The organism is Pseudomonas sp. (assembly GCF_035554175.1).
Classification (GTDB): Bacteria; Pseudomonadota; Gammaproteobacteria; order Pseudomonadales; family Pseudomonadaceae; genus Aquipseudomonas.
In genome coordinates this window covers 1-15,528 of sequence record NZ_DATMIV010000014.1, presented here as the reverse complement: position 1 = coordinate 15,528, position 15,528 = coordinate 1, and the positions used below count along the sequence as shown (strand labels likewise).

Here is a 15,528-nt window from a genome sequence, read left to right as displayed (position 1 = left end):
TTTGCCATGCCTGATCTGCCAACGTTGTCGATGCCGTTCAATCCGGCCGGGATAGAACTTGATCGCCGTCAGGGCTTGAGCCGACAGCTCTATCAGGCCCTGCGTCTGCGGGTGCTCGACGGGCGCCTGGCCAGTGGCACACGATTGCCGGCCAGCCGTGACCTGGCCTCGGCATTGGGAATTTCCCGCAACAGTGTGGTGCGCGCTTACGATCAGTTGTATGCCGAGGGATTTATCGAAGGGCGCGTCGGTGACGGCACTTACGTGGCGCAATTGGCCCAGACTCCGACGGTAAGGAAAAAACTATCCATAAATTCATCCACAGGCTTGTCAACAGGCTTACCCACAGCCTTATCCACAAATTGGCTGGATTTACCTGTTGATGCATCCAGCAAAGTTATCCACAGCGGCGGATTTTCCCGTATCGAAAAACATCATCTGCCGCGTCCGCCGAGCGGTCCGCCGCGAGCTTTTCGCGTAGGTGTTCCAGCCTTTGACCTGTTTCCATTCGAGGTGTGGGCCAAGCTGAACGCGGCTTTCTGGCGCAAACCGGATCTGCAGCAACTGTGTTACGGAGACCCGGCCGGTGATGCGCGACTGCGCGCGATGATTGCGGCCTATCTGCGCAGTTCGCGGGGCATGCAGTGTACGGCTGAGCAAATTGTGATCACCAGTGGCGCGCAGCAGGGCATCAGCCTTTGTGCACAGTTGCTGGTCGAGCCCGGGGATGGCGTGGCGATCGAGAATCCGGGTTATCGCGCGGCGGGTCATGCCTTCGCCGTGGCGGGGGCAAAACTGCACGGCGTGGCGGTGGACAGCGACGGCATCGATTGCAGCGCAATGGCGGATCTCGGCGACTGTCGGGTGGCGTACGTCACACCGTCGCACCAGTACCCCACGGGCGTGGTGATGAGCCTGGCCCGGCGCCTGGAATTGCTCGCCTGGGCCGAGCGGGTCGGCGGCTGGATCGTTGAAGACGACTACGACGGCGAGTACCGCTACACCGGCGCGCCGCTGGCGCCGCTGGCCGCTCTCGATCGCCAGGGCCGCGTGCTCTACGTCGGCACGTTTGGCAAGGTTGCCTTCCCGGCGTTGCGCCTCGGTTATCTGGTGCTGCCACCGGCACTGGTCGACGCGTTCGCGCAACGGCGCGCGGTGGATGTCCGCCATTCCGAAGTCAGCACCCAAGCGGTGATGGCCGAATTCATGGCCGCCGGGCATTTTCAACGGCATATCCGCCGCATGCGCCGGGCTGCCCTGAGCCGGCGCAATTGCCTGCTCGCCGGCTGGCCTGCGGCGATCGCGGGTGTCGGTCAGTTACCGGCCGTGCCCGCCGGGCTGCACCTGACCGTCGCCGTAGACAGTGTTGAACGCGAGCAGCAACTGATCGCGCAAGCCGCTGAGGTCGATGTCGAAATCAACGGCTTGAGCAGTTACTGGTTGCCGGACTCAACCACACCCATGGCCCGGCGTGCCGGCCTGGTGCTGGGTTTTGCCGCTGTGCCGGAGGCTGCGATCACAGCGGCACTGGCGCGCTTGCGACAGGCTTGGGGAGGTTGAAGAACAACGCCTCGGCCAGGCGAGCGGAAATTTCGCTGCGATGGATTTCAATCAGCTGCTGGTTGCTTGGATGGCTGGGCTCGTAGGCACCGCCCATGCGCTGTTGGGCGACGGTTTTCATGTGCCCGCGAACGAACGATGGATCATGCGCGGCGGCGCTGCTGTAGTGAAAATGGGCGTAGCACAGGACCTTGTCATTATGAGTGTCGCGAATCCGGTACTCGTCGAGGAAATCATGCTGACGGCGTCGGAGCGGTTGCCGGGTCACGGTTTTGTCGATGGTTATTTCTCCCTTTTCCTTGAGCCATTGCATGCCCGCCGCCGTGGGTGGTTGCTGTTTGACCAGGCGAATGCGCGTGCTGGTGCCTTTTTCTTCCAGGGTTTTTGCAGCCTTGTCGAGCGCATGGTTAAGCGCTTCGGAGGGCTCATGCCGGCCTGCGGTAAGGTTCATGGCGGTCAGTGCTTCGTCGATCGCCGCAACGGCCTTGCGCAAGAGCGCGGCATGCTTGTGGTATTCCTCCTCGACCTCCACCGGGATCCGCGCGCCGCGTTTGAGGCGCGCCTCGATGCGCCGATGAAATGCCGCCAGCCCATCGATCAGTGCCTGGCCCTCGCGAACGCTGTTTTTCAAGTCGGCTTGAGCTGTTGGCATCGGCACAGGCAGCGCACGCTGTTCGACCCAGACACCGGGCGACTCTTCATGGAAAGTGGCAATGACGCCCGTCAGAGGAGCGCGTACTTCCATCAGCTCGGTAGGGTCATCGCTGCTGCTTTTCTTGCGTTCGCCGACCACGGTGCCCCTTGATCGCGTCTGGAAAATCTGTCGATTCGAGGCAGACGTGGAGGGCCTTGACGGTCCGGCCTGTGGTACCAGCAAATGCCGGTAGCGCAGCAGGTCGGCGAGTCGGTTGTCGGCGGCGGCTTTGAATGCGATCACCCGCGCTTGTACATGTTTGAGTCGCTCAGTGTGCAGCTGGCCGGCGTATTCGCTGGCCAGATCGCTGAAGCGTTTGTTCACCGAGTCGAACTGCTGCGCGACGTTGCTCAAGGCATCGATGCGTCCACGCAGGTCGCCCAGGCTTTCATCGGCGCTCAAGTCCAGCGAACTCTGGATATTCAGCGCAGCGTCTTCGATGAGATCGGCGAGCGCCTGTCGAGCGCTGGCATGATCCGCGGTGTCGCCTGCCTTGACACATAGTCGTTCGGCGAAGCTGATTTGAAGCATTTTGAGGTCATTGAGCTGGTAGTTCGGCCAGGCATCTCGATACACACGCATTGCCTCGACGGCGTCTTTTCCCAACAGCTTCATTTCTTCGAAGCAGGCTTGTGCCGCCTCCATTTTCTCGATGATGCCTTGAGTGACGTCATTCAGGCTGACGGCCGCCAGGGTGAATGGCTCTGGCTCGGCGCCGGACCCCTGCGCGATCATCGTCTGCATGGCCTCGACACTTTGTTGAACGTGTGAAGAGTGCTCATTGAGCCACTCATGGCCCAGAAACAATTGCATCTGCAAGCGTTCGGTCATGACGGTGCGGTAATTGGGAATAGTCTGGATGAGGTTCAACTCCTTGATCTGCTGAATGTTCGCTGCGTACTCCTTGTACTGGGTATCGAGTGTCGCGAGATACTGAGTGCGCGCCTCTGACTGCGCCTGGGGCAAAGCAGCGCGCAAGGCATCGCGATCCGCGTTCAGACGCGATTCCTTGGTATCCATGGTGTTATCGAACGCGGAAATTTTTTCCATCAACGCTTTGGCGACGGTCTGCCTGCTGCCCCGGGATTTTTGCAGTGCCGAGTCCAGGCCACCGCCGCGCAGACGCAGGCGCATATCGATCACCCACTCGCCCCTGGCGGAATACGCCAGTTTCGGACCGATGCGGCGTGGTTGCTGGCGCGAGTCGACAATCTGCATGTCACCGTGTTCATTGCGCATTACCTCGAACCAGCGCTCGCCGACCTGCGCGTACCAGGTGTTGCCATGAGGGTACAAGCCCCGGTGCGCGCCGTCGCGTGCAGCGGCGCCAAGATCTTTCGGCCGGTCGAGCTTGAAGCTGTCGAGAACCTTGGCCAGTGCCAGTGGCGAGCGTTTCAATGCGGTGAAGATATCGATGGAAGTCGCGTGGCTGCCGGTCAGTTCGGTGCTGGTGACGTCGGGCAATTGCAGCGCTTTGCGGACTGTGCCGGCCGGGTCCAGGGGCGTAGTTGCTTTTTCCGTCTGTGCAAACGATTCATGCGCTGGTGCCTGGTCGACTGCCGCGCGATGCGCAAGGACCATGCCCAGGGCCAGAAGGATGTCGGCAATTGCGGTCCACGCGATCTTGCCCGACTGCTGGTTGGCAACGTCGGTGACTTCTTGCAGATCGTCCATGATCTGCCAGATCCAGGCCGCCGTGCCGACGCTGCGTCCCAGGAACGGCAGAGCGGCATTGAATATAAGCCAGCCGCCCTGTTTCAGGGTGGCCCAGCGTGCCTCGGCATTCGACACCGATTGCCGGTCGGCCAGGGTCAGCAGAGCCTGTACGTTGCGTTCATGAAGGGTTTCCAGCACGTTGCCGGTCAGCACTTGGGTACCCAGCGCGACGGGGCCGGACATGTCGAGCGCCGTCGTCGGATTGACCAGCATCTGCGGAATTGTCCATACCGACGGCAGCCTGGCGGTAAAGACAAACTGGCTGTAGTTGAAACGTACGTCATCGGCGAGCCACGCCAGCACCGAATCGCGTAAATGTCGCGAGTGCTCGATCGCGTAGAGGAGGTTGGCGTGCCCGGGATATTGCAGCAACGGCATTTCGAACAGTGGACGGTACAGCAGGCAGGGGCCTTTGTTCGCTTCGCGCGGGCCGATGACGTACATGTTGGCGACGCTGTCGGCCGCGGCGCTGCTGCGGTGCGCGACAAAGGCCAGAGGGCGGATGACGATTTCCTCGCCATCGACGTTTCGTTCTGCGGCGGTCGCCGCCAGTGCCGCTGCAACGTAGCGATACCCCACGTCATCAATGCCTGCCCGGCCCTGGATCTTGTCTTGCAACGCCAGCAAGGGCAGTTCGATGCGCAGCTGGCTTGTGTACAGCTTTTGCAACGCCGCCGCCTGATCGGCGTCGTCTATCAGGCGTGCCTTCAAGTGCGCCGGATAGGTCTCGCCGATATTCACCGTGCTGACCAGTTTTTCCAGGTAGGCCATGGTCATCCAGTCAGGCACTGCGCCGGCATCTTTATAGCTCACGGTCTTGTTGCCCATTGGCAGTCCGGCGAGGTTCTGCAGAGCCAGTTCCGGCAACGTCAGGGTCTTGGTGCTGGTGTTGCCGGGCAATACGAACGTCCCCCAGACCACCAGGCTGGTGATGGTGATCAGGATGTCATCGAGCTTGATGTCCTTGGCACTCGGCTGGTCTTTCGACATCTGTTGCATCAGAGCGTCGCGGGTGTACGCCTGCAGGTCGACGACCTCGCTCTGGAACGATTTGCCGTGGTGTTCATGCTCAAACGTGGTCAGGTCCAGCAGATGCCGACTGTAGCGAGCCTGATCGACGGAAGACGCATCGTTCAGCCACTGCGGCAGCATCGGTCGCAGTCGTTCGAAATGTGTCTCAAGGCGCGGGGGCGGTTGGGTCGTTTTGCCTAAAGTTCCGGTGTGCGGATAGACGCGGTTGAGCGGCTTGTCAGCAAAAAAATTGATTTTGCCCAAGGCGTCGGCCTCAATCGAAATCAAGGTGCAGGCTTGATGGTCGAAGAAGTTGCCCTGCGGTTCGACCAGCCGCCACTTTAGATCCGGATTTGCGGGAGTCGCGCCGAAGCGTTTCTGCAGATCTTCGCCAAGCGCTTGCAGCGAGTCGAAGTGCTGGTAACCCTGGGTGACCGCATGAGTGAGAATCACGCTGCGTTTTGCAACTGTGCCAATGATTACCGCCATATCCAGCAAGCCCAAGTGATCGGGCTGTGTGGTGTCGTCCCGGTCAAGGTCGATCAGGCAGGCCCGTGTGTTGTATGTGTCAGTGGTCAGGCGAAGTTGTCTGTCGGGCTGTCGGAAAACCGCCTCGGCGACCGCGGTTTGAGCGGCGTCCCAGCCATGGCTGGCATCGGCTTTCCATAAATTGCGCAACGCTTGCGACAACTGCTGCCAGCGCGGCTGTCCTGGGTAAGTGAAGTCATCCCAGTAGCTGACGTGCTGATCCTGGTAGGCGATGAACAACAGGGGGGCGAGCTCGTTGAGCAGCAGACCGATCGCCTCGATTTTCACCGGCAATTGCACGGGAGCCGGCCAGGCAGGTTGCTGAGTCAGATAGTGCTCGCCGTCCAGGTAGGTCACGGTTTTGCCGGACATGCCGAGGCGTATCAGCGCATCAGTCAGCGTTTCAACGTTGGGCCGACCGGGGTAGACCTGATCGTCGTCGATCGTCCAGCTCGGCTCGACGACCATGGCCAGTTGCGGGTCGATCTCAAGGTTGGGGTACAGCTTCTTCAGTGCCGGGGCCAGCGTTTTCGCGGCGACTTCATGGAGTGAGGGGCCGGTGACCAGTTGGGTCACGATATCGACGGCACTGGGTAAGGGGAGTTCGGGCATCAGTGGTTCCTGCTCTGTCGGGCGCCGAAAGCCGGCGGATCAGGGCAAATTAGAAGGCGCCACGTTCGCGCGTGCGGTAGATAGATCTGCCGGGCAAAAAAAGACCCGCGTGCGCGCGGGTCCCTGGATGCGGTGAGGGAATCAGGTTCCGGATTTGATTTTTGTCCAGGCCCGCGTCCGTGCGCGTTCGGCATCCCGAGGCAGCGGTTGCAGGGTGTAGAGCGTGCTCATCGCCGCGTCGGTCGGGTACAGGTTCGGGTTGTTGCGAATCGCCGGATCGACCAGGCTGGTGGCGTCCTTGTTCGGGTTGGGATAGCCGACAAAATCGCTGACCGGTGCGATCACTGCCGGTTGCAGCAGATAGTTGATGAAGGTGTAGGCGTCCTCGGTGTTCTTCGCGCCTTTGGGAATGGCGAGCATGTCGAACCAGATCGGCGCGCCTTCCTTTGGCAGGCGCATGTCGACCACGACGCCGTTTTTCGCTTCCCTGGCGCGGTTGGCCGCTTGCGAGAAGCTGCCGGAATAACCGACGGCCACGCAGATGTCGCCGTTGGCGATGTCGGCCATGTATTTCGACGAATGGAAGTAGGTCACGTAGGGGCGGATCTTCATCAGCAGCGCTTCAGCCCTGGCGTAATCCGCCGGCTTCTTGCTGTTGGGGTCGAGGCCGAGGTGTTGCAGGGCCAGCGGCAGAATCTCCGATGGCGAGTCGAGCAGGGCGACGCCGCACTGCTTGAGCTTGCTGATGTTCTCTTCGTTGAAGATCAGGTCCCAACTGTTCACCGGCGCGTTGTCGCCCAGCGCTGCCTTGATCTTCGCCGGGTTGAAGCCGATCAGGATGGTGCCGTACATGTAAGGCACGGCAAATTTGTTCCCCGGGTCGTTGGCTTCGATCAGCTTCATCAGCTTCGGATCGAGGTGATTCCAGTTCGGCAACTTGCTGCGATCCAGCGGCTGGAACACCCCGGCCTCGATCTGCTTGGCGAGGAACACGTTGGACGGCACCACCACGTCGTAGCCGGAGTTGCCGGTGAGCAGCTTGGCTTCCAGCGCTTCGTTGGTGTCGAAGATGTCGTAGATCAGTCTGGTCTGGGCATTCTGCGCCTTGAAGTCGTCCAGCGCTTTGGGTGTGATGTAGTCGAACCAGTTGTAGACACGCAGTGTGCGGTCTTCGGCGTGGGCGCCAGCGCTGAGCAGGGCCGCGCACAGCGCCGAGGCGATCAGTCGCTTTTTCATTGTTCAAAACCTTCCAGCACGTTGACCGCATTGATGCCGATTTCTTCCACCGCGTAGCCGCCCTCCATGACGAACAGGGTCGGTTTGCCAAGGGCGGCAATGCGTTTGCCCATGGCCAGGTAATCCGGGCTGTCGAGTTTGAACTGCGAGATCGGGTCGTCCTTGAACGTGTCGACGCCGAGCGAGACAACGATGATCTGCGCGCCGTAGCGTTCGATCTCGGCGCAGGCCTGATCGAGTGCTGCGCTCCACACATCCCAGCCGGAACCGGCCGGCAGTGGATAGTTGAAATTGAAACCTTCCCCGGCGCCTTCGCCGAACTCATCGTCATAGCCAAGGAAGAACGGAAATTCCGCTTCCGGATGACCGTGAATCGAGGTGAACAGCACGTCGCTGCGTGCATAGAAAATCGACTGGGTACCGTTGCCGTGGTGGTAGTCGACGTCGAGGATCGCGACTTTCTGGTGGCCTTGATCGATGAACGCTTGCGCGGCGATGGCGGCGTTGTTGAGGTAGCAATAACCGCCCATCAAGTCGCTGGCGGCGTGATGTCCCGGCGGACGGCACAGGGCGAAGGCCGCGCGTGCGCCACGCTGGATTTCTGCCTGCGCGGTAAGCGCCACTTGCGCTGCGCTGTAGGCCGCTTGCCAGGTGCCGGCGGTGATCGGCGCGCCGCCATCGAAGCTGTAATAACCGAGCTGGCCGTGCAGGCTGGTCGGTTTGATCGAGCGCAGGGTGCGCGCCGGCCAGGTGTAGGGCAGCAAGTCGCCGTCGGTGTCGAATTCAGTCCAGCGTGCCCAGGCACCTTTGAAAAAATCGAGGTACTCACGGCTGTGAATGCGGGCGATCGGTTCGAGGCCGAAATCCTTCGGCGCCTCGACCGTGCCCAGGTTCTGCTTCTGCACCCGTTGCAGCACGTGGTCGGCACGCGAGGGCATCTCGAAGCACGGCTTGAGCTGGCCGTCGATGAGTTCGCAGCGGCCATGGTGCAGGTGGTGATCATCTGAGTAGATCGTCAGCATTTGTTGTTCTCCGCAGGGCTGGTTCGGTGGCCTTCAGTGTTGCGGCGTGCGCTGCATCGGAGAACGTCGGGAGCGGCCAAAAGGGGATCGATATGGCCACAACCTCTGACCGAAATTGGCCCCTCACAATCAAAAGATCGCAGCCTTCGGCAGCTCCTACACCGATCCCTGTAGGAGCTGCCGAAGGCTGCGATTTTTTGATCTTCAGGATCTGAACTGACTCGGCGCCACCCCGCTCCAGCGCACAAACGCATGGCGAAAACTCGCGGTTTCGCTGAAGCCCAGCGTCTCGGCAATTTGGTAGATCGGTAATTGATCCTCACACAACATCTGCTTGGCTCGCTCAAAGCGCAGCTCATCAAGCAATTCCTGATAACTGCTGCCCATGTCTTTCAAATGTCTGCGCAAGGTACGCGGCGAGCATTTCATCTGCTGCGCCAGGCCTTCGAGCCCCGGCGCCGCGTTCAATTGCGCGCTGAGCAACTGGCGAATCCGCCCCAGCCAGGCCTGGCGCCCGGTGAACTCCAGATTCTGTTTGCGGCAGCGCTCGGCCATGGCTTGATGGGTGATGGTGTCGGCCAGCGGCAAGGGTTGATCAAGCCAGTGACGGTCGAAGGCGAACGCGTTGTCTTTGGCCGAGAAGTGCAGCGGCGAATTGAAGGGCTCGGCATAGCGGTCGCGGTAGTCCGGCGCGGCGTGTTCGAAGCGCGTGGCGCGCAGCGGCAACGCACGACCGAGCAAGTCATCGCAAATGACTTTCAGCGAGACCAGACAGAACTCGGCATTGAACACGGCCATCGCCGGGCTTTCGCGGTAGTCGGTAGCGACCAGCCAGACCTGTTCGCCGTCATCTTCCAGGCTCAGTTCGAACAGCGTTCCCAACAGCGCCGGGTAACGGATCGCCAGCCGCAAAGCGTCACCGAAGGTGGCACAGGTCAGCAGGGCGTAACCGAGCATGCCGTAACAGGACACATGCATGCGCCGGCCCAGTTCGAGGCCGATGTCACGCTTGAGCGCGACTGCGTTGGTGCAGACCAGCATTTCCTGATGGGTGGTGATCCGCGTATCGGCACGCTGCAGATCCGCCGCAACGATGCCGCTGCCGGCCAGCAACGCCTCGCTCGACAGACCTTCGGCCTTGAAGGTATTGAGGATCAGCGAGACCGCGTTGAGGGTGGTGAGGTGGGAGTGGAGCATAAATAGTTTCCGGCCATGGACGATAAGGCTCAGCAATTTATGTGCCGTAGTTTTTGGTTGATGAATTAAAGATTAACTCGGAGCAAATTTTTCACTGGGCAGGACATTATTTTAATAAGTATGTTTTTATTTCCTTAATGTGGCTTTTGATAGCTTTGTATTGATCAGGCGAAGCGTTGTGCACGCCGAGTTTAAAATTTTGATTGGTTGACGGCTACTGTTAGAAATTACAGGTTTTTGCAAATTTTTTACCGTTCGTCGTATATGTTTATCTGGGAAAATGTTTTTTGACAGCGCACTGGGCTGGGGCTAGGTTTGATTTTACTTCTCGCTGAGAAGTCATCCGATATGGAATTAATTTAATTAGTTGGAAGGAGATTTATATGAGTCTTTCAAAGCCTGAGAAATATACGGCGGAATTTTTCAAAGGAATAAAAAAACAAGCGAGGGTCAAATCAAAGTTGAAGTGGATGGGGTCGAGCAGTCGTTTCCGGTTATTCGCGCCGAAGTTCGCGAAAAAGAAATTGTTATGGAATTCGATATGAGTGGCGGGGATCCGGACTTTAATCGCATGATTTATATTGTTGTTGGCAAGTCCAACCTGAATCAGAAAGTCGTTTTTACCGCGCCGGGTGATCCAATCTATTTTCTGTTCCAGAACTCTTCACAAGAATGGTTGGCAGCAAGTGGCTGGATTCGTGTTGAGTGGCAAGAGGGCAGCACGAAAATCGAAGGATTGCTGGATGATGTCCATGGTGAGCGGGAAGAAGATTCCAGACTTTCCAGCGGCAAATTTTCAGTGACATTGAGTTGATCCCGCAAACCTTCCTGCAAACTGGCTTTGCAGGAAGGTTTGGTTATGTGGGCAATGCTTATCAGAGGCGTTCCCCGCAAAGGTCAAGTTCGACAAGTCGGCGCGCTTCCTGTGTTTCAAGTCCTGCGCCAAGCAGGCCGTGTAACTTGCCGAACGCCGCCTCGCGAGTCATGCCCCCACCGGACAGCACGCCAACGCCGCGCAAGCGGCTGCCGGCTTCGTAAACATCAAGCTCAACGCCACCTTCATGGCACTGCGTGACTGCAACCACGACGACACCGTTATTCCGTGCACGGCCAAGGCTGGCGAGAAATTGCGGGTTGTCGCTCGGCCCGGTGCCGCTGCCGTAGCATTCCAGCACCAGACCTTGAATGCCGCTGTCGAGCAGGCCGTCGAGGACTTCGGCGCTGATGCCGGGAAACAACGGCAACACCGCAACCTTGGCCAGTTGCTTGGGCTGGTTGTAGTTCAGCACTGACGGGATTGACGGCGCTTTTACACCGCCGCCCTGACGCTCCAGGCGTTTGAACGGATGACGGCCGAAGCTGCGCACTTTCGCGCAACGGGTCGGTGGCAGCAGTTCGCCGTGGAAGTACAGGTGCACGCCTGGCGCGAGGCCCTCGCCGAGGGCCACCAGTGCGCCGCTGAGGTTTTCCCAGGCATCGCTGTCGGTCACGCCGGCCGGCAGCATCGAACCGGTGAAACATACGCGGGCATGCAGGCCCAGCAACTGGAAGCTCATCGCCGCCGCGCTGTAGGCCAGTGTGTCGGTGCCATGCAGGATCAGTACGCTGTCGCAGCCTTGCACGTCAACGGCATCGACCACCGCTTCGCGCAGTTGCTGCCAGTAGGCCGGGGTCATGTTGGCGCTGTCGATCAGCGGCGACATTTCCCGAAATTGCCACTGTGGCACGATCAACTCAGGCTGACTGTGCAGGTATTCGCGCATCCGTGCTTCGAAACCGGACGCCGGGGCCAGACCGTTGGCGCTGGCCTGCATGCCGATGGTGCCACCGGTGTACAGCACCATGACGTGCTGGGCGGCGGGGTAAGTCGACGAATTCATGGGATTCTCCGGAACGATGAGGAACCTGTGGGAACGAGCTTGTTCGCGAATGCGGTATGTCATTCAACATTGATGTTGGCTGGACGTCCGCCATCGCGAGCAGGCTCGCTCCTACAAGTTATTGCATCACAATAACCGACGGGCGCAGGGGATGCGCCCGTCATTCACCTGTCAGCGTTGCGCTGCAGGTACGCCTTGCGGCGCAGTGTCAGTATTGCCCGCAGCTGCCGGCGGGTTGACCGGCCAGGCGTTGCGATCCAGATCCAGATCGGCGAATTTGCTCGAGTCGAACACTGGCTGTTTGACGCCGGCGCGGCGCTGCGCGTCGTAGTCGCGCATCACGCGCAGGCCGACCTTGAACAGCATGGCCAGGGCCACCAGGTTGACGAAGGCCAGGCAGGTCATGGTGATGTCGGCGAAGGCGAACACGGTCGACAGATCCTGCATCGAACCCCAGACCACCAGCGCCAGCACCAGGCCACGGAACAGCATCAGCAGGGCACGGTTGCGGCTGAGGAACTGCAGGCTGTTTTCGCCCAGGTAGTAGTTGTACAGAATGCAGGTGAAGACGAACAGCGACAGCGCGACGCTGACGAACATGCGACCCCAGTCACCCACCACGGCAGCCAGCGAGTTCTGGGTCAGAACGATGCCGTCACCTTCGAAGCCCGGCGTGTAGAAGCCCGACAGCAGGATCAGCAGCGCGGTGCAGGTGCAGATCACGAAAGTGTCGAGGAACACGCTGAAAGCCTGAACCACACCCTGAGCGCCCGGGTGCTTGACGGCGGCCACAGCGGCGACGTTCGGCGCACTGCCCAGGCCCGCTTCGTTGGCGAACACGCCACGCTTCACGCCCATGACGATGGCGCTGCCGAGCAGGCCGGCAAAGGCCGGATCAAGGCCGAAGGCGCTCTTGAAGATGGTTTCCAGCATGGCCGGCACGTGTTCGATCTGGGTACCGATCACATACAGGGTCACGCCGATATAGGCCAGGGTCTTGATCGGTACCAGCAGGTCGGACACCGAGGCGATGCGCTTGATGCCGCCGATGAAGGTGATGGCCAGCAGCACCGCCAGGACGATCCCGGTGTGTTGTGGGTTGAAGTCGAAGGCGTTCTGCAGCGAGTGGGTCACGGTGTAGGACTGCAGGCCAATGAAGGCGAAGCCGTAAGTGACCAGCAGCAGAATGGAGAATACCACCGCCATGCCTTTGAGCTTGAGCCCGTGCTGGATGTAGTAGGCCGGGCCGCCACGGTACAGGCCGTCGCCATCGGCGCGCTTGTAGACCTGGGCCAGGGTGCACTCGAAGAAGCTGCTGGACATGCCGACCAGTGCGGTCACCCACATCCAGAACACCGCACCCGGACCACCGAGGGTCACGGCGATGCCGACACCGGCGATGTTGCCTGCACCGACGCGGCCGGCGAGGCTGAGCATCAGGGCCTGGAACGAGCTGAGTTGCCCGGCGCTGCCTTTGAGGCTGTCGCGGAACACCGCGAACATGTGGAAGAAGTGACGCAGTTGAACGAAACGCGAGCGAATCGTGAAGTAGCTACCGAGCCCGACAATGAGCACGATCAGTACTTTCCCTGAGAGGAAGTCGTTGATGACTTCGAGCATGGATTTTTCCTCGCTGTTTTTTGTGAGAGCAAATGCTGGATCGGAGAAACATCGTGTTACACCGGTGTGCGTACGGCACAACGGGTGAGGCGAAGATTTCGTCCCGGATCCATATCGCGGGTTTTGTTATTAGTTCGGGTTTCGCATGGGTTATGGCCTCGTTACCGACGACCGCTCACGCGAAGAGGGGCGGCACTATACCGGTCAGTGGCGCGCCCGTCTGCACGGTAGTGGTGCAAGCGACGAAACGAGGTTGCTGCAAGATCAAAAGATCGCAGCCTTCGGCAGCTCCTACAGGTGCACGTCAATCCTGTAGGAGCTGCCGAAGGCTGCGATCTTGGCGGTATCGAATCCACAAAGCATCTAACGTCCTGCCCGCAAAGAAGTTAAAAAAAAGGGCCTGGGGACAAATCCCCAAGCCCTCAAAAGGTGAGAGGTGTCTAGTCCCTCGACCTGGTGAGCGGTGTTTCAAGTACGCGTCGGCTCAGGCTTTGAGCGGAACCAGACGCGGGGCGATCATGTTTTCCGGGCGCAGGATGTCGGCGAGCATGGCTTCGTCGAGCAGACCTTCTTCGCGTACCAGCTCCAGCACGCCACGGCCGGTTTCAAGGGCGATACGGGCGATGCGGGTGGCGTTCTTGTAGCCGATGTACGGGTTCAGAGCGGTGACCAGACCGATCGAGTGTTCGACCAGTTCACGGCAGCGCGCTTCGTTGGCGGTGATGCCGACGATGCAATGCTCGCGCAGCATGTCCATGGCTCGTTGCAGCAGGCGGATCGAGTCGAAGATCTTGAAGGCGATCAGCGGTTCCATCACGTTCAGTTGCAGTTGGCCGCCTTCGGCCGCGATGGTCAGGGCCAGGTCGTTGCCGATGATCTGGAACGCTACCTGGTTGACCGCTTCCGGGATCACCGGGTTGACCTTGCCGGGCATGATCGAACTGCCTGGCTGGCGGGCCGGCAGGTTGATTTCGTTGATGCCGGTGCGTGGGCCGCTGGACAGCAGGCGCAGGTCGTTGCAGATCTTCGACAGCTTGACCGCGGTGCGCTTGAGCATGCCGGAGAACAGCACGAAGGCGCCCATGTCGGAGGTGGCTTCGATCAGGTCGGCAGCCGGCACCAGCGGCTGGCCGCTGATGGTCGCCAGACGCTGAACGGCCAGGTGCTGATAACCGGGGTCGGCGTTGATGCCGGTACCGATGGCAGTGCCGCCCAGATTGACTTCGGTCAGCAGCTCAGGCGCCAGACTGCGCAGGCGATTGAGGTCTTCAGTCAGCGTGGTGGCGAAGGCGCGGAATTCCTGACCCAGGGTCATTGGCACCGCGTCTTGCAATTGGGTACGGCCCATTTTCAACACGTGGTTGAACTCGTGACCTTTGGCCGCGAACGCCTGGATCAGGCTGTCGAGGCTGGCGAGCAGTGCGTCGTGGCCCAACAGCAAACCCAGGCGAATGGCCGTCGGGTAGGCGTCGTTGGTGGACTGCGCCATGTTCACGTCGTTGTTCGGGTGCAGGTATTTGTATTCGCCCTTGGCATGGCCCATCGCTTCGAGCGCGATGTTGGCGATGACTTCGTTGGCGTTCATGTTAGTGGAGGTGCCGGCGCCGCCTTGAATCATGTCGACGACGAACTGATCATGGAAATCACCGCGGATCAGTCGTGCGCAGGCTTCGCTGATGCCCGCATGCTTCTCGTTGCTCAAATGGCCCAGCTGATGGTTTGCATCCGCGGCTGCCTGCTTGACCATCGCCAGCGCTACAACCAGCTTCGGGTAGTGCGAAAGCGGAACGCCAGAGAGGCGGAAGTTGTGCACTGCGCGCAGGGTCTGGATGCCGTAATACGCTTCAGCGGGTACTTCGAGAACGCCAAGCAAGTCTTTTTCGATGCGAAATGATGCAGCGGAGGACATGATAGAGAAAGTCTCAAGATGGGCACGGACTAAGCCGGAACGCCCTTGATACTAGGCCTGTGGGCTATTCTGGACCAATGCTGTAAAACGCTGCCCTATGCACAATCGGCATAATGGCGCTGTGACGCAGGGATTGTTGCGAACGTGTGAATCAGTGTATGACGCTCCGTCCGCACCTGCGAATGCGCCATTTCTAACGCTGGAGAAACGATGAACCTGGAAAGCAAATGGTTGGAAGATTTCAGTGCGCTGGCCGCGACCCGCAGTTTTTCCCAGGCAGCGGAGCGTCGATTTGTCACGCAACCGGCCTTCAGCCGGCGCATTCGCAGCCTTGAAGCGGCCCTTGGCCTGACGCTGGTCAATCGCTCGCGCACGCCAATCGAGCTGACGGCGGCGGGGCAGTTATTCCTTGTCACCGCGAGGACAGTGGTCGACCAGCTCGGCGAGGTGCTGCGTCATTTGCACCATCTGGAAAGCGGGCAGGGCGAGGTCATGCAGATCGCCGCCGCGCACTCGCTGGCGCTGAGCTTCTTCCCGCGCTGG

At 60.0% G+C, this 15,528-nt stretch carries 10 protein-coding genes; 3 read left to right on the top strand and 7 right to left on the bottom strand.

Going from position 1 to position 15,528, the window contains the following annotated elements; translation table 11 throughout:
• Nucleotides 1-6 precede the first annotated feature (6 nt).
• Nucleotides 7-1,560 carry a MocR-like pyridoxine biosynthesis transcription factor PdxR gene (gene pdxR, locus VNV36_RS06345; protein WP_325717037.1) on the top strand — a complete coding sequence of 518 codons (1,554 nt, stop codon included), beginning with the start codon at nt 7-9 and terminating at the stop codon, nt 1,558-1,560.
• Here the strand turns inward: pdxR and VNV36_RS06340 are convergent.
• The 4 genes from VNV36_RS06340 to VNV36_RS06325 form a co-directional block, all read right to left on the bottom strand.
• Nucleotides 1,517-6,121 (bottom strand): hypothetical protein, encoded by a 4,605-nt coding sequence (locus tag VNV36_RS06340; RefSeq protein WP_325717025.1) that lies wholly within the window; start codon nt 6,119-6,121, stop codon nt 1,517-1,519. The two genes, pdxR and VNV36_RS06340, sit on opposite strands and share 44 nt — an antisense overlap.
• 141 nt (nt 6,122-6,262) lie before the next feature.
• The gene (locus VNV36_RS06335; RefSeq protein ID WP_325717024.1) at nt 6,263-7,357 is read right to left on the bottom strand and encodes a polyamine ABC transporter substrate-binding protein; all 1,095 of its coding nucleotides are present in this window, start codon (nt 7,355-7,357) and stop codon (nt 6,263-6,265) included.
• A complete protein-coding gene (locus VNV36_RS06330) occupies nt 7,354-8,379 on the bottom strand; it encodes a histone deacetylase family protein (RefSeq protein WP_325717023.1) in 1,026 nt (341 codons plus the stop codon). Before VNV36_RS06330 ends, VNV36_RS06335 begins: the two co-directional genes overlap by 4 nt.
• Nucleotides 8,380-8,583: 204 nt before the next feature.
• The gene (locus VNV36_RS06325; protein WP_325717022.1) at nt 8,584-9,576 is read right to left on the bottom strand and encodes an AraC family transcriptional regulator; all 993 of its coding nucleotides are present in this window, start codon (nt 9,574-9,576) and stop codon (nt 8,584-8,586) included.
• A gap of 529 nt (nt 9,577-10,105) precedes the next feature.
• Here VNV36_RS06325 and VNV36_RS06320 point away from each other — a divergent pair.
• The gene (locus tag VNV36_RS06320; protein ID WP_325717021.1) at nt 10,106-10,390 is read left to right on the top strand and encodes a hypothetical protein; all 285 of its coding nucleotides are present in this window, start codon (nt 10,106-10,108) and stop codon (nt 10,388-10,390) included.
• Nucleotides 10,391-10,451: 61 nt separating this feature from the next.
• Here the strand turns inward: VNV36_RS06320 and VNV36_RS06315 are convergent, their stop codons facing one another.
• From VNV36_RS06315 to aspA, 3 genes are all read right to left on the bottom strand, one after another.
• On the bottom strand, nt 10,452-11,456 hold the full coding sequence (locus VNV36_RS06315; RefSeq protein ID WP_325717020.1) for an asparaginase: 1,005 nt from the start codon (nt 11,454-11,456) through the stop codon (nt 10,452-10,454).
• Between the two features lie 171 nt (nt 11,457-11,627).
• Nucleotides 11,628-13,076: an alanine/glycine:cation symporter family protein gene (locus VNV36_RS06310; protein WP_325717019.1), complete on the bottom strand. Its 1,449-nt coding sequence runs from the start codon at nt 13,074-13,076 to the stop codon at nt 11,628-11,630.
• Nucleotides 13,077-13,560: 484 nt separating this feature from the next.
• Nucleotides 13,561-14,985, bottom strand: coding sequence for an aspartate ammonia-lyase (gene aspA / locus VNV36_RS06305; protein WP_325717018.1), 1,425 nt, complete (start codon nt 14,983-14,985; stop codon nt 13,561-13,563).
• 210 nt (nt 14,986-15,195) lie between these two features.
• Here aspA and VNV36_RS06300 point away from each other — a divergent pair.
• Nucleotides 15,196-15,528, top strand: a 333-nt coding sequence (locus VNV36_RS06300; RefSeq protein ID WP_325717017.1) for a LysR family transcriptional regulator, incomplete at its 3' end; no start/stop codon positions are given.

Coding starts and splice junctions, on each gene's coding strand:
- VNV36_RS06330 (WP_325717023.1), bottom strand. CDS start 8,379: ATGCTGACGATCTACTCAGATGATCACCACCTGCACCATGGCCGCTGC.
- pdxR (WP_325717037.1), top strand. CDS start 7: ATGCCTGATCTGCCAACGTTGTCGATGCCGTTCAATCCGGCCGGGATA.
- aspA (WP_325717018.1), bottom strand. CDS start 14,985: ATGTCCTCCGCTGCATCATTTCGCATCGAAAAAGACTTGCTTGGCGTT.
- VNV36_RS06310 (WP_325717019.1), bottom strand. CDS start 13,076: ATGCTCGAAGTCATCAACGACTTCCTCTCAGGGAAAGTACTGATCGTG.
- VNV36_RS06320 (WP_325717021.1), top strand. CDS start 10,106: ATGGAATTCGATATGAGTGGCGGGGATCCGGACTTTAATCGCATGATT.
- VNV36_RS06325 (WP_325717022.1), bottom strand. CDS start 9,576: ATGCTCCACTCCCACCTCACCACCCTCAACGCGGTCTCGCTGATCCTC.
- VNV36_RS06335 (WP_325717024.1), bottom strand. CDS start 7,357: ATGAAAAAGCGACTGATCGCCTCGGCGCTGTGCGCGGCCCTGCTCAGC.
- VNV36_RS06340 (WP_325717025.1), bottom strand. CDS start 6,121: ATGCCCGAACTCCCCTTACCCAGTGCCGTCGATATCGTGACCCAACTG.
- VNV36_RS06315 (WP_325717020.1), bottom strand. CDS start 11,456: ATGAATTCGTCGACTTACCCCGCCGCCCAGCACGTCATGGTGCTGTAC.